Source organism: Mycobacterium sp. NPDC051804, assembly GCF_044452905.1.
Lineage (GTDB): Bacteria > Actinomycetota > Actinomycetes > Mycobacteriales > Mycobacteriaceae > Mycobacterium.
This window is the reverse complement of sequence record NZ_JBITCD010000005.1, coordinates 547805-568255: the sequence shown is the minus strand read 5'-3', so window position 1 is coordinate 568255 and position 20451 is coordinate 547805. Positions and strand designations below refer to the sequence as shown.

The window sequence follows — 20451 nt, the reverse complement described above, 5'->3', positions numbered from 1 at the left end:
CCGCCGATTATCTAGGGCGCCTCGAGATACCGCTGAAGGGTGGGTCCGAGCCACGCGACCGCCTCGTCGTGCGGCATGGCCACGATTGGGGGCAACTGCAGGACATACCGGCACAGCGCCAGTCCGAGCGTCTGCGTGGCGATCAATGCCGCTCGCCGTTCCGGCTCGTCGGGGTTGATCTTCGCGATCACGGGCAGCAGCTGACTTGCGAACATCACTCGCATGCGTTGCGCCGCTTCGGCATTGGTGGCGCTGGCCCGCAGCAGCACGATGAGGACCTCGTCACGTTCCCACCGGTTCATGAAGTGATCGACGAGCGCGGCCCCAAGCTGGTCGCGGCCGACGGCGCTGAGGTCGGGCATCTCCAGGTCGAAATCGGCCGCCGCGGCGAACAGCTGATCCTTGTTCCCGAAGTACCGCATCACCATCGACGGGTCGATGTTGGCATCCGCCGCGATGGCCCTGATGGTCGCGCGTTCGAACCCGACTTTGGCGAATTGCTCCCTCGCCGCCGCCAAGATCTCGGCTTTGGTCTGTTCCGACGATCTCCGCATGCCAACGATTGTAGGCCAACAAGTGTTGACATAGCGCATTGGTGCGCGCATAGTTATGCCAACAAGTGTTGGCATAGCACTTCAGAGTGAAGGAGAAAACGATGTACGACACTCAAGTATTGGTCATCGGCGCAGGTCCGACCGGTTTGGCACTGGCCGCCTCACTGGCCGCCCGCGGGGTGTCGGCCACTGTCGTCGACCAGCAGACCGCGGGGGCCAACACCTCGCGCGCCGCCGTGGTCAACGCCCGCACGCTCGAGGTCCTGGAACACGTAGACGTGGCTAGGCGACTGGTCAAAGAGGGCGTCGAAGCACCGTTGTTCACGATCCGCGACCGGGGTCGCACGCTGATTCCGATCGATTTCAGCGGGTTGCCCACCGACTATCCGTACTCGCTGATGGTGCCGCAGTCGACCACCGAGCGGCTGCTGCTCGAACGTCTTCAAGAACTCGGCGGATCCGTGCAGCGTCCGAGGACCGTCACCGCGATCAACCAGGATGCCGACGGCGTGACGGCGACGTTCGAGGACGGCGACGTCATCCGCGCGCGCTACGTCGTCGGCGCGGACGGCATTCGCAGCATCGTGCGCCAACAGGCCGGGATCGACTTCGAAGGCAGCGTGTACGACGAATCCTTCATGCTCGCCGATGTCAGGCTGTCCGGCGACGCGCCCCACGAGGAGGTCATCCTCTACTGGGCCACTGCGGGCCTGACGGTGGTAGCACCGTTGCCCGACGGCACCTACCGAATCGTCGCGCCGGTCGCCGACGCGCCTGAGGAACCGTCAGCGCAATTTGTCCAACAGATTCTCGACACCCGCGTGGGTGCGGACCGGTTGGTCGTCACCGACGTGATCTGGGGTTCGCGATTCCGCGTCCACCACCGCGTCGCCGACACCTTCCGCGCCGGCCGACTGCTGCTCGCCGGTGACGCCGCGCACGTACACAGCCCGGCAGGCGGACAGGGTATGAATCTGGGTATCCAGGACGCCATTGCGTTGGCCGATGCGCTCGCCGCCGTGCTCGGTGGCGCGCCGGACAGCCTGCTCGACGACTACAGCGACGTCCGGCGGCCGATCGCGAAAGATGTTGTGACGATGACGGATCGGCTCACCCGGCTGGCCACGGCGCCGCGCGCGGCACGCCCGATACGCAATGCCGTCATCGGTGTGCTCGGGCGGGTGCCACGGGTTCGGCTGGCGCTGGCCCGCAGGCTCAGCGGTCTCGTGTACCGCTGAGCGCGACCATGCGGCCGCGGCTGCCGACGTACAACGCCGCAGTCGCGGCGACGATCTCGACGAACGCCAGCAGAGTCGCCACCGTCATGAGCGTCGACGGCGTCGGCGCCGCGACGTGAGGCGCACCGTGATGATGTGCGGGAGCAGGCAGGTGCAACGCGATCATGGCGAGGTTCATCAGGGCGACGACCACCCAGGCCCGCGCCGTGCCTGCGCGCCACAGCTCGCGGGCGCAGTACAGGCACGCCACGATCATCGTCGCGAGCAGACCGGTCACGATCAAGCCGGACGCATGGCCGAGCATCACCGCATGCAGTCCGGCCGACGTGGCCGCGAGCGCTGCGCACGCCCGTCGCGCAACCGTCGATGGTGAAGTCACATCGGTAAAGACTTCGGCGGCGACCAGAACTCATCCCTCCAGGCCGAGAATTTTCACTGTTTCGGCACGCATCTCGACTTTTCGCACCTTGCCGGTGACCGTCATCGGGAACTCGTCGACGACGTGCACGTAGCGCGGGATCTTGTAGTGGGCCAGCTTCCCGCTGGCGAAGTCCCGCAGGGCTCGAGCGTCCAGCGGGTCCTTGCCCGGCTTCATCCGCACCCACGCGCAGACTTCCTCGCCGTACTTCGCGTCGGGGACGCCGATCACCTGTGCGTCATCGACATCGGGATGGGTGTAGAGGAACTCCTCGATCTCACGCGGGTAGATGTTCTCGCCGCCGCGGATCACCATGTCCTTGATGCGGCCGACGACGTTGCAGTACCCGTCGTCACGCATGACGGCGAGATCGCCGGTGTGCATCCAGCCGTCGGTGTCGATGGCCTCCTCCGTCTTGGCCGCGTCCTCCCAATAGCCGAGCATCACCGAGTAACCGCGCGTGCAGAATTCGCCGGGCTGACCGCGCTCGACGACCTCGCCGTTTTCAGGGTCGACGATTTTGATCTCGACGTGCGGATGGGCCCGCCCGATCGAACTGGTGCGCCGTTCGAGGTCGTCGTCGATGAGCGTCTGGCACGACACGGGCGACGTCTCGGTCATCCCGTAGGCGATGGCGAGCTCGGTCATGTGCATGTCGTTGACGCAGCGCTTCATGACCTCGACGGGGCAGACCGATCCGGCCATGATGCCCGTCCTCAGTGAGGACAGATCTCGTTGTGCCAGGTCGGGCTGGCCGAGCATCGCGATGAACATCGTCGGCACCCCGTAAACGCCTGTGCACCTTTCTTTTTCGATGGCATCCAGCGTGAGCGCCGGATCGAACGCCGGAGCCGGGATCACCATGGTGGCGCCGTGGCTGGTGCAGCCCAGATTGCCCATGACCATGCCGAAGCAGTGGTAGAAGGGCACCGGGATGCACAAGCGGTCGTTCGGGCCGAAGTTGATGAGCTCGGTGGTGAAGTACCCGTTGTTGAGGATATTGCGATGCGACAGCGTGGCACCCTTGGGAAAACCCGTTGTGCCCGAGGTGTATTGGATGTTGATCGGCTGGGTGTTCTCCAGCGAGTCCATCCTCGCCCGTAGGTCGTCGACGTCGACCTCATGGGATTTGTCGACGAGCGCTTGCCAGTCCTCACCGAGGTACAGCACGTCTCGCAGGTCGGGTGCGTCGGCTCGCACCTCGTCGACCATGCTCACGTAGTCCGAGGACTTGAACGACGTGGCGGAGATCAGGGTCCGGATACCAGACTGCTTCAACACGTACGCGAGTTCGTGTGTGCGGTAGGCGGGATTGATGTTGACGAGGATTGCGCCGATTTTCGCGGTCGCGTACTGCACGATCGTCCACTCGGGGCAGTTGGGCGCCCAGATACCGACGCGCTCACCGCGATCGATGCCCAGCGCCATGAGCCCGCGCGCGATCACGTCGACGTCGTCGTTCAGTTCGGCGTACGTCCATCGCCGACTACTTGCCATGTCAACCAACGCATCGCCGTCGGAGTTGGCCGCGACGATGCGTTCGAAGTTCTGCCCGATGGTCTCCTCGAGAATCGGGATGTCGGTCGGGCCCGCGTCTTGCGACTTCATGGCCCTCATCGTTGCGTCGAAACTGCGCAGAGATCGCGAATCGGCGGAAATTCGCGATCTGTCCGCAGGCTCGGCGTAAGAGTCGGTAAGGATGGGGGCCATGGGCCAGGTCTCTGAATTCCGAATCGCGATACCCGACGCCGACCTCGACGACCTGAAGGCCAGGCTGGCCCGCACCCGCTGGCCGGATGCCGAATGCGTCGACGACTGGAACCAGGGCATCCCACTGGAGTACACCCGCAGGCTGGCCGACTACTGGGCCAACGACTACGACTGGCGGGCACGCGAGGCAGCGCTGAACCGTTTCGACCACTTCACCACCGAAATCGACGGTCTCGACATCCATTTCATCCATCAGCGATCGGGACAGGAGAACGCGTTTCCGCTGCTGATCACCCACGGCTGGCCGGGCTCGATCGTCGAGTTCGCAAAGGTCATCGAGCCGCTCACCGAGCGGGGGTTCGACGTGGTGTGCCCGTCGCTGCCGGGATACGGCTTCTCCGCGAAACCGACTACGACGGGCTGGGGCGTCGAGAAGATCGCGACGGCGTGGGACACCCTGATGGGCAGGCTCGGCTATGAACGCTTCGGAGCGCAGGGCGGCGACTGGGGTGCGGCCGTCACCACCCAGATCGGTCGCAATCAGGGCCGCTGTGTGGGCATCCACCTGAACATGCCGCTGGGCTTTCCGCCGGGCAAACTCGACAATCCGACCGACGATGAGAAGGCGGCGCTCGAACGCGGGCAGTACTACCAGAAGTGGGATTCCGGCTATTCCAAACAGCAGTCGACGCGGCCGCAGACCGTCGGCTACGGGTTGGTGGACTCCCCTGTCGGCCAGCTGGCGTGGATCGTCGAGAAGTTCTGGTCGTGGACAGACAGCGACGGCGATCCCGAGAACGTGCTGACCAAGGACGAAATGCTCGACAATGTGATGCTGTACTGGCTGACCGCGTCCGGAGCGTCATCGGCGCGGCTGTACTGGGAGAGTTTCAACGCCTTCGGCAGCTTCGACCGCGTCGAACTGCCCACCGGCATCGCGGCGTTCCCCAGGGAGATCCTCAAGGCGCCGCGTAGTTGGTGCGAAGGTGGGTACAACATCACCCACTGGACGGACATGCCGCGCGGGGGTCACTTCGCGGCGTTCGAGCAACCCGAGCTCTACGTCGACGACGTGCAGAAGTTCTTCGACACGCTGCGCTAGGAGATTTATGCGAACGATCGAGGCGGACTACCTCGTCGTCGGCGCGGGCGCGATGGGGCTCGCGTTCACCGACACGCTGGTGGCCGAAACGGACGCGACGGTCGTCGTGGTCGACCGCAACGACCAACCGGGCGGTCACTGGACGACGTCGTATCCATTCGTGCGGCTCCATCAGCCGTCGGCCTACTACGGCGTGAACTCGCGGAACCTCGGCAGCGACACGATCGACCACAGCGGCCTCAACGCCGGCTACTTCGAATTGGCCAGCGGCGGCGAGGTCTGCGCCTACTTCGATGCCGTGATGCGCCAGCAGCTGCTGCCGACGGGTCGGGTGACGTATCTGCCGATGAGCGAATACCTCGGCGACGGGCGCGTGCGCACGCTCGGCGGCGAGGAGATCGAAGTGACCGCGCGACGCGTCGTCACCACGCACGTCGAGATCGTCGTGCCGTCGATGCGGGGACCGTCCTACGCCGTCGCTCCAGGTGTCGAGTGTGTGCCGCCAAACGCACTGCCGCGCATCCGGGAGGCCCGCGACCAGTATGTGATCGTCGGTGCGGGCAAGACCGCGATGGATGCGTGCCTGTGGCTGTTGCGGCACGGCGTGGAGCCGGCGCGGCTGACGTGGATCAAGCCGCGCGACTCGTGGATGCTCGATCGTGCGGCGATCCAACCCGGCTCGCAATTCGCGCGTGGCGTGTTGCGCGACTTCTCCAATCAGCTGAACGCGGTGCTGGAGGCCGAGTCGATACCGGACCTGTTCTCCATCCTGGAGGCCAAGGGGTGCCTGCAGCGCATCGACACCTCCGTGGAGCCGACGATGTACCGGTGCGCGATCCTGTCGAAGGCCGAACTCGAGGAGCTGCGACGCATCTCCGACGTCGTGCGGATGGGACACGTCCAGTCCATCGAGCCGGGCCGTATCACGCTCGAGGACGGGACCCTCGACGTCGACGGTTCGGCACTGTACATCGACTGCAGCGCAGACGGTTTCGCACGCATCGCCCCGGCGACGATCTTCACCGACGAGGGCATTGCGTTGCAAGCGGTGCGGACCTGTCAGCCGGCGTTCAGCGCCGCCGTCATAGGCCACGTCGAAGCGACCTACCCCGATGACGAGACGAAGAACGCGTACTGCAACCCGGTGCCGTATCCGTCCGATCCCATCGACTGGCTGCGAATGATGCTCGCATTCAACAAGAATCAGCTGCAATGGTTTTCCGACGCGGACATGATGGCATGGGTCGACGCGTCTCGGCTCAATGTGTTACACCACGTGTCGGCCGGCGTCAGCGAGCGTGCCCGCGAGAAGATCATCTCGGTGCTGAACTCCAATATGCCCGTCATCAACGACAAGCTGGAGAAGCTGATCGCGCAGGAGGGTTAAGAGCCCTGCTATCCGACAGCCAAACCCCCTCCGGCGCGCTCAGGCACGTGGATGCCACCGGAACCACCCCGCTGAGGGGCCGGCGGCGTCGTGGACTCAGTCGGGAACGGCTTCAGGGTCGGTTCCGGCAGTTCGTCCGTCGGGAATGGTTTGAGGGTCGGAACTTCGTCGTCATCATCGGCAAGGATGACGACATGGGCGTTGGACGGTGGCTTGGCATGGTCGGCCAAAGTTGTCAGCAGCATCGCTGCCGCAATGGCGCTGGCCGCGACAAACGCGCCCGCCAGCTTCTGTGTCCGCGTGCGAGCGGAGTCCGTCGTCCTGAGTTCGTGCGCAATGTTCACAGGATGTACCTTTCGGCTGTCAGGACCCGTTCGGCGGGTACCCGTGGAGGTGAACGAATCGTCGCGCTTCGGGTGGCTATGCCGGAATAGTCGGAAGGCCAGTTTTCGGGTCCGTGGAGTAAGGGTCTGCTATCCCCCAAGGAAGCAACGACGTCGCTGGCCCAGTTCTGGGTTGACTCTGCGCCCAGGGCCCTGAAATCGCGGATTCCGGCGCCCTGGTAGCAGAGTCAACGGAGGTTTTAGGCCAGTGAGTCTTCCCAGGCGCGGTGCAGCGCCGCGTACTTACCGTCGCTGCGGCCGATCAGCTCGTCCGGCGCGCCGTCCTCGATGATGCGGCCGTGCTCGAGCACCAGCACCCGGTCGGCGACCTGAACGGTAGACAGCCGGTGTGCGATGACGAGTGCGGTCCGGTCCGCCAGCACCGTCTCCAGTGCCCGCTGCACCATCCGCTCGCTCGGAATGTCCAGCGACGACGTCGCCTCGTCGAGGATCAGTACCGCCGGGTCGGCGAGGAACGCCCTGGCGAACGCCACCAATTGCCGCTGGCCCGCCGACAAGCGGCCGCCGCGCTTGGCTACGTCGGTGTCATAACCGTCGGGCAGCGCGGAGATGAACCGGTCCGCGCCGACGGCGGTGGCCGCCGCGACGATCTCCTCGTCAGTAGCGTCGGGCCTGCCGAATCGGATGTTGTCGGCCACGGTGCCTTCGAACATGAAGTTCTCCTGCGTGACCATGACGACGTGGCGACGCAGATCGGTCTGGGCGAGATCGCGTAGGTCGACGCCGTCGAGTGTCACCGCGCCCGACGACGGATCGTAGAAGCGCGCAATGAGTTTCGCGATCGTTGTCTTGCCCGCACCTGTGGTGCCGACGAGTGCGACCGTCTGACCCGCGGGCACCGCGAAGTCCAGATCCGGCAAGACGGGACGTCCCTCGACATACGAGAACTGCACGTCGTGGAACGCGATGTCACCCTGCACCGTGTCGAGTTCGACGGGCTGCTCTGGATCGCGGATGCCCGGCTCCTCGGCGAGCACACCCGCGAGCTTCTCCAGCGCAGACGACGCGGACTGGAAGGTGTTGAAGAACTGCGAGATCTCTTGCATCGGCTCGAAGAACATCCGCAGGTAGAGCAAGAACGCGGCCAGAGTGCCGATGGTCATCTCACCGTGCAGCACCCGGTAGCCGCCGTAGAGCAGCACGACACTGGTGGTCAAGTTGCCGACGAGTTTCACGCCGGGCATGAAAATCGCGAGCAAGCGAAAGGTCTTCTCGTTGATCTCGCGGTAGTCGTCGGCGATGTCCTCGAAGATCTCCTGGTTGCGGGGTTCGCGCCGGTACGCGTGCACCGCCTTGATACCGGTCATCGTCTCGACGAACTGCACGATCACCAGCGCCGCGCTTTCGCGCACCTTGCGGTAGACCTTGGCCGACTCGTTGCGGAACCACCACACCAGCGCGACCAGGATCGGGAACGCGATCAAACACATCAGGCCGAGCCGAACATCCAGCGTCACAAGCAAAATGGATGTGCCAACCAGAGTCAGCGCCGCGGTGATCATGCTGTCGAAACCTGTCTCCAGCATGTCCTGGATGGCCTCAATGTCGTTCGTGGACCGACTCACCACCCGGCCCGAGGTGTAGCGGTCGTGGAATCTGACGTCGAGTCGCTGAAAGTGCCGGAACACCCGGCGCCGCAGTTCCGTCAGGACCTTCTGTCCGATACGACCCGAACGCCGCAGGAAGAAGATTCTGCTGACGGCCTGCACCAGCACCACCGCAGCCAGGCTCGCCACGACAAGCATGAGGGTGTGCGCCGAACCGCCGTCGACGATCGGCGGGATACCGCGGTCGATGCCTCGCTGCACCAGAATCGGAACGGAAAGGCGCGCAGCGTTTTCCACCACGACGACGAGCGCGAGCAACGCCACCGTCCTGCTGTACGGCCGCAGCAGCGAGCCGAGCAGCGCCCGGGCCTCGCGCCGCCGCGGCAGGCTCTCGTCGATCGGCAGGTCGTCGTCCTGGGCCTCGTCGAACCGGCCGCGCCACTCGGTGGTACTCATCGGCCCTCAGCCTCCGAGGTGACGAATCGCCGATCGACGCGTTCGCTCTCCAGCGCTTCCTGCTCGCTGTACGTGTGATCGAGACGGTGACGGTCGTCGTCCTCCTGCCAGTCGCAGGCACGTTCGCAGCCGTCGTCGAGTTCGTCGTCGGCGGCGAGCAGATAGCGGTACTGCGGTACGGAGGCAAGCAATTCGGCGTGGGTGCCGACGTGGGTGATGACACCGTCGTCCAGCAGTGCGACCTTGTCGGCGAGCAATACGGTCGACGCCCGGTGGGCGACCACGATGCCGGTCACCGCGTGCAGCACCCGACGCAACGCCTCCTCGACTACGGCCTCGGTGTGCACGTCCAGTGCAGACAGCGTGTCGTCGAGGACGAGGATTCGCGGCGCCGCGAGGATGGCGCGCGCGAGCGAAAGCCGTTGCCGCTGACCGCCGGACAGGCTCATCCCCTGCTCACCGATGCGGGTGTCCAGACCGAACGGCAGATCGTAGACGAACTGTGCGGCGGCGACGTCGATCGCCTGCGCCATCTGTTCGTTGGTCGCATCCGGTGCGCCCAGCCTCAGGTTCTCGGCGACGGACATGGAGAACAGCGTCGGATCCTCGAACGCGGTGGCCACGGTCGTGCGCAGCGCGGGCAGCGTCAGATCGCGAATGTCGGTGCCGTCGATGCGGATCGAGCCCTCGGTGACGTCGTAAAGCCGCGACACCAGTGATGCCAACACGGACTTGCCCGACCCGGTCGCGCCGACCAGCGCCAGCGTCTCGCCGGGTTCCACGGTGACGGTGACGTGCCGAAGCGCCCAGTCGTCGTCCTTGGCGTCCGGAAACCGGAACCCGACGTCGACGAGTTCGAGCCGCCCGCGCGACGGCGGGACGGCATCGGGTCCGTCGACGATGTCCATTGGTGCATCGAAGATCTCGGCGATGCGATTGGCGGCGGTGAATGACTCCTGCGTCATCGACAGCAGGAATCCCAGCGACGCGATCGGCCAGACCAACGACAGCATCATCGTGATGAACGCGACGAGCGTGCCCATGGTGACCAGACCGTGCCCGGCGGCGTAGGCGCCGAAGCCGAGCACCACGATCAGCGTCAGGTTCGGGATGACCTCGAGCAGCGTCCAGAACTTCGCGGACACCGACACCCTGGTGACCTGGGTTTCATAGAGATCTTTGACCTGTTCGTCGAAACGGTCGTAGACGTACTCTTCACGGCCGAACGACTTCACCACCCGCAGGCCCAGGGCGGATTCCTCGACGTGGGTGGCGACGTGTCCCGACTGGTCCTGGGCCAGCCGTGACAGCCGCACGTACTCCTGTTGAAAATGCAGCACGGTCGCGGCGATCGGCACGATCGACAGCAGCACCACCACCCCGAGTGGCCAGTACATCGTCAACAGGATGATGGTCACCGCGGTGATCTGGATCGTTGACAGCATCAGGAAGACCATGCCGAAGGACATGAATCGGCGAATCGTGCCGAGATCGTTCATGATTCGTGACAGCAACTGACCGGATTGCCAGCGGCCGTGGAAGCTCATCGGCAGGATCTGCAGTCGCGCGTAGAGGTCCTTGCGGATGTCGGCCTCCACGCCCATGGTGGCGCGCGCGACGAGCCACCGCCGGATGAACCACAGCACCGCCTCGGAGATGCCGACACCCATCGCCGCGGCGCCGAGCAGCCACAGGCCCTGCTGATCCTGGTGCCGCACCGGGCCGTCGATGACGGCCTTGGTCATCAGGGGGATCGCCACGGTGGCAACGAGGGAAAGAAGTGCGGTCGCCACCATTGCGATCCAGCGGACGCGATAGGGCATGAGGTAGGGCAGCATGCGCCACAGATCCGAGCTGGCTCTCGCGCGCTTGGCCGGCGGCGCGATCGCTGGCGCCGCGCGGAGCGCGTTCGAGGAGGACGTGGTCACTTAGTAGATCTTCCCATTGCGTGCAAACTGTTAACGTGCTGGAGGCACCGTAAAACCTCAACAAACATTGAGGTCAAATGCTTCCTGGCCGGCTACCTGGCGCCGGCACGGCGTCAGGGAGGTATAGGCACCTGGTGCCAACCTCTGAGCGACAAAGTCGCTCACCTACTACGGGCCGACGTAGAAGCGCGACAAAGTCGCTCGGAGGTTGGCACGTAGGACGTGGTCCCCGGCGGCGAGCGACGGGGTTAGGTCGCGGGGCGAGCGGAGCTACGGAGAGTGTGACGTGTCTAGCGGTCGTCGCGATGCGTCTTCTGCAGCTCCTCTTCAGCCTGCTCCAATGCTTCACGCGCGGCTCGCAGCCGAGCCAGCAGGTCATCTGTCTCGTGTTCCTTGCGGTCGGCGCCACGTGCTTCCTCCATGGCGTTCAGCACGATCCCGATGAACAGGTTGAAGATCAGGAAGCTGGCCAGCAGCACGTAGCTGATGAAGTACACGATCGACCACTGCGAAACCGCTTGGCCCATCGCGACATTGTCGGGGAAGTTCTCCAACGTGAGCATGACGAACATCGTCAGCATCGCCTGGCCCACGTTGCCGTAGTTGGCCGGATCGTGCCCGCTGAACAGCACCCAGCCGAGCATTCCGTAGATGAAGATCAGCACGAAAGTCGCGGCCGCCAACGATGCGATGCCCGGCACGCTTCGGCCCGCCGCGGACACGAGCACGCGCAGGTCCGGCAGGAAGCGAACCAGACGGACGATGCGCAGCAGCCGCACGAGCCGCAGCAACATGGCGTTCGCCCGCAGCGACGGCACAAAAGATGCGACGACGACGATGAAGTCGAAGACGTTCCAGCCGTCCTTGACGAATTCCCGCGGGTTCCACCGATATGCCGTCAGCCGGATGAGCAACTCGACGACGTAGATGCCCAGGATGACGTTGTAGATGGTGCTGAACAGGGGTTCGTGCCGGTTCGCGATATCCGCGTACGTCCCCATCCCCAGCACGATCGCGTTCACAACGATCACGGCGACAATCGCGAGCTCGAAGGTGCGGTTGTTGATCAGCGCGCGGCAGAGATCGGGGATCGAGCGCGAAGTCGACTGTGGATCCGGCGCCTGTTCAGGCGGCGGTGCCCCGACAGCGTCGGGAGATTTGACCGTCACCCTATGTAGATAGCAGTCCGTACGCCTATCCGCTGGACGAACCGCGCAGTTTTTTTCGCCCGCGTCAAACAATCCCGAAATAGCCGATGACACCGGCTGCGGCCACCACGATCAACGGATTGGTCTTGGTGAAGATGAAAATCGCTGTGCAGACCGCGGTCAGCAGGTAGGCCCGCCAGTCATGGTCGGCGGTCCGGCTCATCACCAACGAGGACGCCATGATCAGACCGACGGTCAGCGGCGCGAAACCCTTCTCGACCGCGACCCGCCATCTCGACTTCTGCGCCTTCTGCCAGAACAGCGTCACCGCGTACATCAGCGAGGCCGCGGGGATGATCATCGCGACCGTGGCGATGAGTCCCCCGACAATCGCCCCGGGCACGCCGCCGACTGACAGTCCGGCACCGTAACCGACAAGGGTGACGATCAGGATGCTCGGACCCGGCGCGGTCTGCGAGATCGAAAAGATGTCGGCGAACTGCGCATTGGACATCCAGTGATGGCCGTTGACCGCCTGCCGGTGCATGTCGGGAAGAACCGCGTTGCCGCCGCCGATCGACAGCAGCGACAGCCCCGCGAACATGCCAGCGAGCTGGAGGTAGGTGTCCATGACGACTACGCGGCACGCTTTCTCGGCCACGCCCACAACAGCGCGAGCGGCGCGACGATCAACAGCGTCAGCGGCAACGGCAGCCGCACAATTCCATTCAGCACGAACGCCGCCAAGAACAGCGCGACCGGCACGAGGCCGGTCAGGCACTTCTTACCCGTCTGGATCACCATGGCGATCGTCAGCGCGACAGCCGCCGCCGATGCACCGTGCAGCACACCCTTGACCGCGGCCTGCTCCTTGAAGCGGAAGTACAGGAACGCCATCACGAGAACGATGACCACCGGCAGGAAGCACAGACCGAACAGCGCCGCGAGCACACCCGTCAACCCGCGCACTTTGCTACCGGCGAAGACCGCCATGTTCACCTGATTCGCGCCGGGCAGGATCCGGCACATCGTCATCGCGGAGAGGAACTCCTCTTCGCCGAGCCACTGCTTCTCGACGACGAGCACCTCACGGGACCACGCCGACAGACCGCCTCCGAACGACGCCAGCGCGATGTGGTTGAACGTCCACGCCAGCTCGGCCAACGAGACCTTCTCGAGCCCTGCCTCGGGCTCACTCATGCATGAGTTCGTGATCGTGCGGGAAGTCGTCCTCGTGATGGCGGGCCGTCTCCAGCGGGTCCGGCGGCTCATAGTGATGCGACAGCGCCCAGTCCTCGTCGAACACCTGCTTCAACCGTGCCACGGTCGGCGCGTCCGACACCAGAATGCCGAGCTCACGGCGCAGATCGAAGGCGCTGCGATCGATGTTCATCGAGCCGACGAGCGCGCGTTCGTCGTCGACCACCAGCAGCTTCGCGTGCACCCGCAGATTCTTCTGCTTGTGCACCTTCACGCCGAAGCGGCGCAGCGTGCGCAGCGAAGCGAAAGTGTCGAGGATGTCCCATTCGCTGATGCCATGCTTGCCGCCGCAGAGCACGTGCACCTTCACCCCGCGATCGGCCGCGGCCGCGATTCGCTCGAGGATGACGGCATCGACATATTTGGGGTGCTGGATGTCGAGCCGACGCGTAGCCGTGTCGATGAACTGAGCCATGTGCAGACGTGAATTCGAATTGCTCCAGAGCAGGCCCTCGTACGCCGAGCAGGTCCAATCCTGCTCCTGCCAATCGGCGTTGAATACTTCAATGATCTGCGCGACGTGCACGGGGTCATGGGTGATGACGCCATAGTCACGGGTCATGGTGAAGTACTTCGTGCACAGGTTGAAGGTCGCGACGAGAGCGGCTCGCTCGTCGGCGACGATCGACTTCTCATGCGTGACATAGAACTTCGGGTTGGACCAGCGGACGGTGATGCCGGCGTCGGCGAACCTCTGGAACGTCTCGTCGTTGGCTCGGTCGCCACCCGAGCGCGCGGGATTGAGCATGACGCGCACGTCGACACCCGCGTTTCGCCGGTCGATGACGGCCTGGATCAAGAACTCTTCAGTGAAGGTGAATTGTTTGATCAGCAGAGAATTCTGTGCCGAGAGGATCAGTTCGCGGACCGGTTCGACACCGTCATCGGGCTCGACGATCAACCGGGGAGAAGGAGCTGGCACAAGTTCCGGATGCTAGCAGCGTGCGAGTTTGCTCGCTTTGCTATCAGCCGATCGTTTCGAGCGCCGTGACACGGCAGTGACAAGACCGTCGCAACGGCGAGACCGTCGTCCTTACGCGCCTGACACATGGCGGGGGGGCCATCAGGCAAGATTGGAGCCATGGAGAGTGGCGCTGCCTCACCCCGGGTGCTCGTGGTCGACGACGACCCCGACGTGCTCGCCTCACTCGAGCGCGGACTGCGGCTGTCCGGTTTCGACGTGTCCACCGCGATCGACGGCGCCGAGGCGCTGCGCAGTGCGACCGAGACTCGCCCGGACGCCATCGTGCTCGACATCAACATGCCGGTGCTCGACGGCGTCAGCGTGGTGACCGCGCTGCGCGCGATGGACAACGACGTGCCCGTTTGCGTCCTGTCGGCACGCAGTTCGGTGGACGACCGGGTGGCAGGCCTGGAAGCCGGGGCTGACGACTACCTCGTCAAACCTTTTGTGCTGCAGGAACTGGTGGCCCGGGTGAAGGCGCTGCTGCGCCGGCGCGGTTCGACGGCGACGTTCTCCTCGGAGACCATCCAAGTCGGCCCGCTGGAGGTCGACATCCCCGGCCGCCGCGCCCGCGTCAACGGCGTCGACGTCGATCTCACCAAGCGCGAGTTCGACTTGCTCGCCGTGCTGGCCGAGCACAAGACCGCGGTGCTGTCGCGGGCTCAGCTGCTCGAGCTGGTGTGGGGGTACGACTTCGCCGCCGACACCAACGTCGTCGATGTCTTTATCGGCTATCTGCGCCGCAAGCTCGAGGCGGGCGGCGCACCGAGGCTGCTGCACACGGTGCGTGGAGTGGGATTCGTCCTGCGCACGCAGTAGTCCGATGAGCATCCTGACGCGAGTCTTTCGGCGGACCCCCTCACTTCGACAGCGAGTGGCGTTCACCAGCGCCATCGCCGGGGCGATCGTCGTCGTCATCGCAGGCACCGTGGTGTGGTTCGGCATCACCGACGCGTGGAACGAGCGACTGGACCGCAGGCTCGACGAGGCGGCCGGCTTCGCGATCCCGTTCCTGCCGCGGGGGCTCGACGAGATCCCGAAATCACCCAACGATCAAGACGCAATCATCACCGTGCGCAAGGGCGGACAGGTCACGTCGAACTCGGATGTCGTCCTGCCGCAGATGGAGCCGGGTTACGCCGACACCTACATCGACGGGGTGCGCTACCGGGTCCGCACCGTCGACATCCGGCTGCCCGAACCGATGTCGGTCGCCGTCGGCGCGACATATGAAGGCACCGTCGCCGACATCAACAACCTGCATCGCCGGGTGATCATCATCTGCACCCTGGCGATCGGGGCCGCGACGGTCGGCGGATGGGTGCTGGCCGCGTTCGCGGTGCGCCCGTTCAAACGCCTCGCCCAGCAGACCCGACAGATCGAGGCCGGCGACGAGGATCCCGACATCGACGTCGCCGGCGCCACCGAAGCTGTCGAGATCGCCGAGGCGGTGCAGGGTCTGGTCGAACGCGTGTGGACCGAGCAGGACAAGACCAAGGCCGCGTTGACCTCGGCCCGCGACTTCGCGTCGGTGTCGGCGCATGAGCTACGGACGCCGCTGACCGCGATGCGGACCAACCTCGAAGTGCTGGCCACCTTGGATCTGCCGGAGGAACAGCGCAAGGAGGTCGTCAACGACGTCATCCGCACGCAGTCGCGCATCGAGGCCACGCTCGGGGCGCTGGAGCGGCTGGCCCAGGGCGAGCTGTCGACGGCCGACGACCACGTACCCGTCGACATCACCGAATTGCTGGACCGTGCCGCGCACGACGCGATGCGCGTATATCCGGAGCTGGATGTGTCGTTGGTGCCCGCGCCGACGGTGATCATCGTCGGCCTGCCCGCCGGGCTGCGGCTGGCGGTCGACAACGCGATCGCCAACGCCGTCAAACACGGCGGGGCGTCGCGGGTGCAGCTGTCGGCGGTCAGTTCACGCGCGGGTGTGGAAATCGCGATCGACGACGACGGCGTCGGGGTTCCCGACGAAGAACGCAAGATCGTGTTCGACCGGTTCTCCCGCGGCTCGACCGCGTCGGTCTCGGGGTCGGGGCTCGGGCTGGCGCTGGTCGCGCAGCAGGCCGAATTGCACGGCGGCACAGCCGCTCTGGAGGAGAGTCCGCTCGGCGGCGCCCGCCTTCTGCTGAGGCTGCCCGGCCCGAGCTAGCGGGCGCCGATCAGGTCGATAACGAAAATCAAAGTCTTGCCGGACAGCCGGTGCCCGCCGCCGGCGGGGCCATAGGCCAGCTCAGGCGGAATGACGAGCTGTCGCCTGCCGCCGACCTTCATGCCGGGGATGCCGTCCTGCCAGCCCTGAATCAGACCGCGCAGCGGGAATTCAATCGACTCGTTGCGCGCCCACGAGCTGTCGAACTCCTCGCCGGTGTCGAACTCGACGCCGACGTAGTGCACCTCGACGTTGCCACCGGGCACCGCCTCGGCACCGTCGCCGACCACCAGGTCCTTGATGACCAGCTCGGTCGGAGGGGGACCGTCAATGAACTCGATCTCGGGCTTCTGTCCTGAATTGGAAGTCACCGTGTCCACCGTAGTCGGGCACACTGAAGCAATGGCGAGAGACCAAGACATTCTCGATCAGGTCCACAAGCTGGTCGCCGAGGAGAAAGAGCTGCGAGCTCAGCTGCAGCACCGCGAGATCGACGAGTCCGAAGAGCATCAACGGCTGCGTGCGCTGGAGGTGCAGCTGGACCAGTGCTGGGACCTGCTGCGTCAACGACGGGCGTTGCGCGAGACCGGCGGCGATCCGGGGGCGGCGAACGTTCGGCCTGCGGACGAGGTCGAGGGCTACCTCGGCTGAGCTGTGACGACATCTGACACCGGAGCGGCCCGGTCGGCGACATCCGACGTCGCCATCGTCGGTGGCGGGCACAACGGTCTGGTGGCCGCCGCATATCTGGCCCGGGCGGGCCGGCGTGTGCAGGTGCTCGAGCGGCTCGACCACGTCGGCGGTGCGGCGGTGTCCGCCCACGCCTTCGAGGGTGTCGACGCGCGATTGTCCCGCTACTCGTATCTGGTGAGCCTGCTACCCCAGCGCATCGTCGAGGATCTGGGCGCCCGGGTGCGACTGGTGCGCCGACGGCATTCGTCGTACACGCCTGACCCGGAGACGGGCGGCCGGACCGGGTTGCTGATCGGGTCGCCGTCGACGTTCGGCATGGTGGGCGCGGCATCGGATGAGGAAGGCTTCGATGAGTTCTACCGACGATGTCGCGGGCTGACATCGCGAATGTGGCCGACGCTGCTGCGGCCGTTGTGCACCCGCGCAGATGCTCGCAAGCACGTCGGTGATGACGCAGCGTGGCGCCTGATGGTCGAGGAGCCGATCGGGCACGCCATCACCGACGCCGTGTCGAACGACCTCGTGCGCGGCGTGATGGCCACCGACGCGCTGATCGGTACGTTCGCCCGCCTCGACGATCCTTCGCTGACGCAGAACATCTGCTTCCTCTACCACCTGCTCGGCGGCGGCACCGGCGACTGGGACGTCCCGATCGGCGGTATGGGCGCGGTCAGTGGCGCACTGGCCGCCGCGGCCACCGGATATGGCGCCGAGATCATCTGTGACGCCGAGGTTTACGCGATCGACCCCGATGGCGAAGTGTGCTACCGCAAAGACGGCCGCGACCACCGCGTCCACGCCGGCCACATCCTGTCGAACGTGACGCCGTCCGTGCTGGCCACCCTGCTCGGCGAGCCCGCGCCCGCCCAGGCCCCCGGCGCGCAGGTGAAGGTCAACCTGATGCTGCAGCGGCTACCACGCCTGCATGACGAAACCGTCTCGCCGGAGCAGGCTTTCGGCGGGACCTTCCACATCAATGAGACCTACCGTCAACTCGATACGGCGTACACGCGGGCGGACCACGGCGTGGTGCCCGACCCACTGCCGTGCGAGATTTACTGCCACTCACTGACCGATCCCACGATTCTGTCCGATGGCCTTCGCGCCGCTGGTGCACAGACGCTGACCGTCTTCGGCCTGCACACACCGCATAAGCTGGTTTCGGCCGGTGACCCCGACCGAATGCGCGATACGTTGACCTCGGCGGTACTCAACTCGCTGAACTCCGTTCTGGCCGAACCCATTCAAGATGTTCTGATGCAGGATTCGGCGGGGCGGCTGTGCATCGAGGCGAAGACGACCGCCGACCTCGAGCACTCGCTCGGCATGACGGCGGGCAACATCTTCCACGGCGGCCTGTCGTGGCCGTTCGCCGAGGATGACGAGCCGCTGGACACCCCGGCGCAGCGATGGGGTGTGGAAACCGCCCATGACCGGATTCTGTTGTGCGGCTCGGGGTCACGCCGAGGAGGAGCGGTGTCCGGGGTCGGCGGGCACAATGCCGCGATGGCGCTGCTGGAGAGCTAATCCGAGACGAGTTTGCCGACAATCGCCTTGAGCGAATGAAGTTCGGCGTCGTCGAGCGATGCCAGCGCCTCGGGCGCCGGGTCTTCCGTCGAATCGATGGTGCGGAGCATTTCCTGACCGGCCTCGGTGAGCGACACAATCTTGCAGCGTCGATTCGATGGATCGATCTCACGTATCACCAGTCCGCGCTCTTCGAGGTCGTTGACAGCCACCGTCGCCGCGGGCGCATCGATCGTCGCCGCGTGCGCCAGCTCCTTGACCGACATCGACCGGCGTGCCAACCGCCGGAGGATACGAATTCTGCTGAACGGCAGGCCCGATCGCTCGACCACCGCGCGTCGCCAGGAGTCACGGTTGTCGATCACCACCGCGGCCATGGTGCGCCAGACCTCGTCGGCCAACGGATTACCGGACATCAGCGACCTCCAGCCGCGCATCGGTTCCCGCGATCAGCGGTGCCAGCCGGTCGGCGGAACGCAGCGCGCGCGGTGAGGTCGAGTAGATGCCGAGCGCGATGATCGTGACCCCCAGCGCCGCGCAGATGATCCACAGCGGGCGCGCCGCCACCGCGAAGTCCGCACCCATGGTCGCGAGTGCCGACCCGGCGATCGAACCACACACCGCCACACCGAGACTGACGCCGACCTGGCGACTGGTGCTCGCGACAGCCGACGCCGCGCCTGCCCGGTCCGTGGGCATGCCACTGACCGCCGCCGTGGTGATCGGCGCGTTGACCATCGAGAAGCCGACACCGAACACCGCGAAGATCACGAGCAATTGCCACACCGGCGTGGTCGCGGACAGCGTAGTGAGCATCATCGTGGCTGCGGTGATCAAGACCCCCGCGATGACCAACGACGGCCGGCTACCCCATCGGCCGACCATCCGACCGGACAGCGGCGAGAACACCAGCGCGCCAATGGCTACCGGTAGATAGATCAGCCCGGTTTCCATCGCCGAGAAGCCACGCTCGTCCTGCAGGTACAGCGACATCATGAACAGGAACGCGCCCCACGCGGCGAACGAACACACCGCGATCATGGTCGCAGATGCGAACGGAATGCTGCGGAAGAACCGGAGATCGATGAACGGGTCGTGGCGTCGTGACTCGAAGGCCAGGAAGGCGATGAGCGCAATGGCCGCGACCGCGGCGACGGCGAGTGTGCGCACGTCCGCCCAGCCGAAGTTCGGGCCTTCGATGAGCACGAACACGGTGCCGAACAGGAAAGCCATTCCGAGGCCCTGACCGATCGGGTCGACGTCGCGCATCGTGACCGACTTGGACTCGGGCACGAAGATCGCGGTCAGCAGGATCGCCAGAGCGCAGATCGGCAGGTTGATCCAGAACACCGAGCGCCAATTCACGAACTCGATGAGCGCACCGCCGACGATCGGGCCGAGCGCCATCGAGATACCGACGACGCCACCCCAGACTCCGATAGCGCGGGCGCGCTCGACACGGCCGGTGAACACCTGAGTGATGATCGACATCGCCACCGGGTTCATCATCGAACCGCCGATGGCCTGCACGAAGCGCGCGGCGATCAGCGTCTGGATGTTCGGTGCGAGGCTGCAGAGCAGCGAGCCGACCGCGAACACCGTCAACCCGATCTGGAATGTGCGCCTACGGCCGAACCTGTCACCCGCCGCACCCGCCAGTAGTAACAGCGAGGCCAGCACCAGCGTGTAGATGTCGATGACCCACTGCAGCTGCGATGCCGTCGCGCCGAGGTCCCGACGAATATTGGGAATCGCGACGTTGACGATCGTCGCGTCCATCGACACGATCAGCAGGCTCAGGCAGCAAGACACCAGGATGATGGCCTTGCGCCTAGGGCTCAGTGAGCGGACGACACTTTCATTCACACAACTATTGTGAAACTACAACTGTTGCGATGGCAAGCCCGACCGCCTGTGAAATGGATTACCGGGCCGAGTGTGGGCTTATGTC

20 protein-coding genes are annotated in these 20451 nt (G+C 65.2%); 7 read left to right on the top strand and 13 right to left on the bottom strand.

Features of this window, described 5'->3' with window-relative positions; genetic code table 11:
- Positions 1-11: 11 nt before the first annotated feature.
- Positions 12-554, bottom strand: coding sequence for a TetR family transcriptional regulator (locus ACIA48_RS22520; RefSeq protein ID WP_396736558.1), 543 nt, complete (start codon positions 552-554; stop codon positions 12-14).
- Between the two features lie 101 nt (positions 555-655).
- Here ACIA48_RS22520 and ACIA48_RS22515 point away from each other — a divergent pair, with 101 nt between their 5' ends.
- Positions 656-1792 carry an FAD-dependent oxidoreductase gene (locus tag ACIA48_RS22515; protein ID WP_396736555.1) on the top strand — a complete coding sequence of 379 codons (1137 nt, stop codon included), beginning with the start codon at positions 656-658 and terminating at the stop codon, positions 1790-1792.
- Here the strand turns inward: ACIA48_RS22515 and ACIA48_RS22510 are convergent.
- Both ACIA48_RS22510 and ACIA48_RS22505 read right to left on the bottom strand, forming a co-directional pair.
- Positions 1770-2171, bottom strand: coding sequence for a hypothetical protein (locus tag ACIA48_RS22510; RefSeq protein WP_396736552.1), 402 nt, complete (start codon positions 2169-2171; stop codon positions 1770-1772). The two genes, ACIA48_RS22515 and ACIA48_RS22510, sit on opposite strands and share 23 nt — an antisense overlap.
- 30 nt (positions 2172-2201) lie before the next feature.
- On the bottom strand, positions 2202-3818 hold the full coding sequence (locus ACIA48_RS22505) for an AMP-binding protein (protein ID WP_396736550.1): 1617 nt from the start codon (positions 3816-3818) through the stop codon (positions 2202-2204).
- 100 nt (positions 3819-3918) lie between these two features.
- Between ACIA48_RS22505 and ACIA48_RS22500 the strand changes: the two genes are divergently transcribed.
- Positions 3919-5022, top strand: coding sequence for an epoxide hydrolase family protein (locus ACIA48_RS22500; protein WP_396736547.1), 1104 nt, complete (start codon positions 3919-3921; stop codon positions 5020-5022).
- A gap of 7 nt (positions 5023-5029) precedes the next feature.
- Positions 5030-6409: an NAD(P)-binding protein gene (locus tag ACIA48_RS22495; RefSeq protein WP_396736544.1), complete on the top strand. Its 1380-nt coding sequence runs from the start codon at positions 5030-5032 to the stop codon at positions 6407-6409.
- Between the two features lie 8 nt (positions 6410-6417).
- Here the strand turns inward: ACIA48_RS22495 and ACIA48_RS22490 are convergent, their stop codons facing one another.
- The 7 genes from ACIA48_RS22490 to ACIA48_RS22460 all read right to left on the bottom strand — a co-directional run bounded on the left by ACIA48_RS22490 (position 6418) and on the right by ACIA48_RS22460 (position 14074).
- The gene (locus ACIA48_RS22490) at positions 6418-6753 is read right to left on the bottom strand and encodes a hypothetical protein (protein WP_396736542.1); all 336 of its coding nucleotides are present in this window, start codon (positions 6751-6753) and stop codon (positions 6418-6420) included.
- Between the two features lie 239 nt (positions 6754-6992).
- A complete protein-coding gene (locus ACIA48_RS22485) occupies positions 6993-8816 on the bottom strand; it encodes an ABC transporter ATP-binding protein (protein ID WP_396736539.1) in 1824 nt (607 codons plus the stop codon).
- Positions 8813-10744 carry an ABC transporter ATP-binding protein gene (locus ACIA48_RS22480; protein WP_396736537.1) on the bottom strand — a complete coding sequence of 644 codons (1932 nt, stop codon included), beginning with the start codon at positions 10742-10744 and terminating at the stop codon, positions 8813-8815. The genes ACIA48_RS22485 and ACIA48_RS22480 overlap by 4 nt, the downstream gene beginning before the upstream one ends.
- Positions 10745-11034: 290 nt before the next feature.
- On the bottom strand, positions 11035-11913 hold the full coding sequence (locus ACIA48_RS22475) for an ion transporter (protein WP_396736534.1): 879 nt from the start codon (positions 11911-11913) through the stop codon (positions 11035-11037).
- 64 nt (positions 11914-11977) lie between these two features.
- Positions 11978-12523 (bottom strand): chromate transporter, encoded by a 546-nt coding sequence (locus ACIA48_RS22470; protein ID WP_396736531.1) that lies wholly within the window; start codon positions 12521-12523, stop codon positions 11978-11980.
- A gap of 5 nt (positions 12524-12528) precedes the next feature.
- Positions 12529-13092, bottom strand: a complete 564-nt coding sequence (locus ACIA48_RS22465; protein WP_396736529.1) for a chromate transporter — start codon at positions 13090-13092, stop codon at positions 12529-12531.
- Positions 13085-14074 (bottom strand): phosphatidylserine/phosphatidylglycerophosphate/cardiolipin synthase family protein, encoded by a 990-nt coding sequence (locus tag ACIA48_RS22460; RefSeq protein WP_396736526.1) that lies wholly within the window; start codon positions 14072-14074, stop codon positions 13085-13087. The genes ACIA48_RS22465 and ACIA48_RS22460 overlap by 8 nt, the downstream gene beginning before the upstream one ends.
- A gap of 159 nt (positions 14075-14233) precedes the next feature.
- Here ACIA48_RS22460 and ACIA48_RS22455 point away from each other — a divergent pair, with 159 nt between their 5' ends.
- Entirely contained in the window at positions 14234-14935 is a 702-nt protein-coding gene (locus tag ACIA48_RS22455) for a response regulator transcription factor (RefSeq protein WP_396736524.1), read from the top strand.
- A gap of 4 nt (positions 14936-14939) precedes the next feature.
- Positions 14940-16280, top strand: coding sequence for an ATP-binding protein (locus ACIA48_RS22450; protein ID WP_396736521.1), 1341 nt, complete (start codon positions 14940-14942; stop codon positions 16278-16280).
- On the opposite strand, the gene ACIA48_RS22445 is transcribed toward ACIA48_RS22450, so the two are convergent.
- Entirely contained in the window at positions 16277-16660 is a 384-nt protein-coding gene (locus tag ACIA48_RS22445; protein ID WP_396736518.1) for an FKBP-type peptidyl-prolyl cis-trans isomerase, read from the bottom strand. The genes ACIA48_RS22450 and ACIA48_RS22445 overlap by 4 nt on opposite strands.
- 22 nt (positions 16661-16682) lie before the next feature.
- On the opposite strand from ACIA48_RS22445, the gene ACIA48_RS22440 reads away from it, so the two are divergent.
- Entirely contained in the window at positions 16683-16931 is a 249-nt protein-coding gene (locus tag ACIA48_RS22440; protein ID WP_396736515.1) for a DUF2630 family protein, read from the top strand.
- A 3-nt stretch (positions 16932-16934) separates the two neighbouring features.
- Positions 16935-18500, top strand: a complete 1566-nt coding sequence (locus ACIA48_RS22435; protein ID WP_396736512.1) for a phytoene desaturase family protein — start codon at positions 16935-16937, stop codon at positions 18498-18500.
- Here ACIA48_RS22435 and ACIA48_RS22430 read toward each other — a convergent pair.
- Together ACIA48_RS22430 and ACIA48_RS22425 are read right to left on the bottom strand one after the other, a co-directional pair.
- The gene (locus tag ACIA48_RS22430) at positions 18497-18916 is read right to left on the bottom strand and encodes a MarR family winged helix-turn-helix transcriptional regulator (protein WP_396736509.1); all 420 of its coding nucleotides are present in this window, start codon (positions 18914-18916) and stop codon (positions 18497-18499) included. The genes ACIA48_RS22435 and ACIA48_RS22430 overlap by 4 nt on opposite strands.
- A complete protein-coding gene (locus ACIA48_RS22425; RefSeq protein WP_396736506.1) occupies positions 18906-20366 on the bottom strand; it encodes an MFS transporter in 1461 nt (486 codons plus the stop codon). The genes ACIA48_RS22430 and ACIA48_RS22425 overlap by 11 nt, the downstream gene beginning before the upstream one ends.
- Positions 20367-20451: the final 85 nt, after the last annotated feature.

Bases quoted from the DNA above. Each gene is read 5' to 3' on its own strand.
- ACIA48_RS22500 (WP_396736547.1), top strand. From the start codon at position 3,919: ATGGGCCAGGTCTCTGAATTCCGAATCGCGATACCCGACGCCGACCTC.
- ACIA48_RS22430 (WP_396736509.1), bottom strand. From the start codon at position 18,916: ATGTCCGGTAATCCGTTGGCCGACGAGGTCTGGCGCACCATGGCCGCG.
- ACIA48_RS22455 (WP_396736524.1), top strand. From the start codon at position 14,234: ATGGAGAGTGGCGCTGCCTCACCCCGGGTGCTCGTGGTCGACGACGAC.
- ACIA48_RS22505 (WP_396736550.1), bottom strand. From the start codon at position 3,818: ATGAAGTCGCAAGACGCGGGCCCGACCGACATCCCGATTCTCGAGGAG.
- ACIA48_RS22450 (WP_396736521.1), top strand. From the start codon at position 14,940: ATGAGCATCCTGACGCGAGTCTTTCGGCGGACCCCCTCACTTCGACAG.
- ACIA48_RS22515 (WP_396736555.1), top strand. From the start codon at position 656: ATGTACGACACTCAAGTATTGGTCATCGGCGCAGGTCCGACCGGTTTG.
- ACIA48_RS22465 (WP_396736529.1), bottom strand. From the start codon at position 13,092: ATGAGTGAGCCCGAGGCAGGGCTCGAGAAGGTCTCGTTGGCCGAGCTG.
- ACIA48_RS22495 (WP_396736544.1), top strand. From the start codon at position 5,030: ATGCGAACGATCGAGGCGGACTACCTCGTCGTCGGCGCGGGCGCGATG.
- ACIA48_RS22485 (WP_396736539.1), bottom strand. From the start codon at position 8,816: ATGAGTACCACCGAGTGGCGCGGCCGGTTCGACGAGGCCCAGGACGAC.
- ACIA48_RS22520 (WP_396736558.1), bottom strand. From the start codon at position 554: ATGCGGAGATCGTCGGAACAGACCAAAGCCGAGATCTTGGCGGCGGCG.
- ACIA48_RS22440 (WP_396736515.1), top strand. From the start codon at position 16,683: ATGGCGAGAGACCAAGACATTCTCGATCAGGTCCACAAGCTGGTCGCC.
- ACIA48_RS22470 (WP_396736531.1), bottom strand. From the start codon at position 12,523: ATGGACACCTACCTCCAGCTCGCTGGCATGTTCGCGGGGCTGTCGCTG.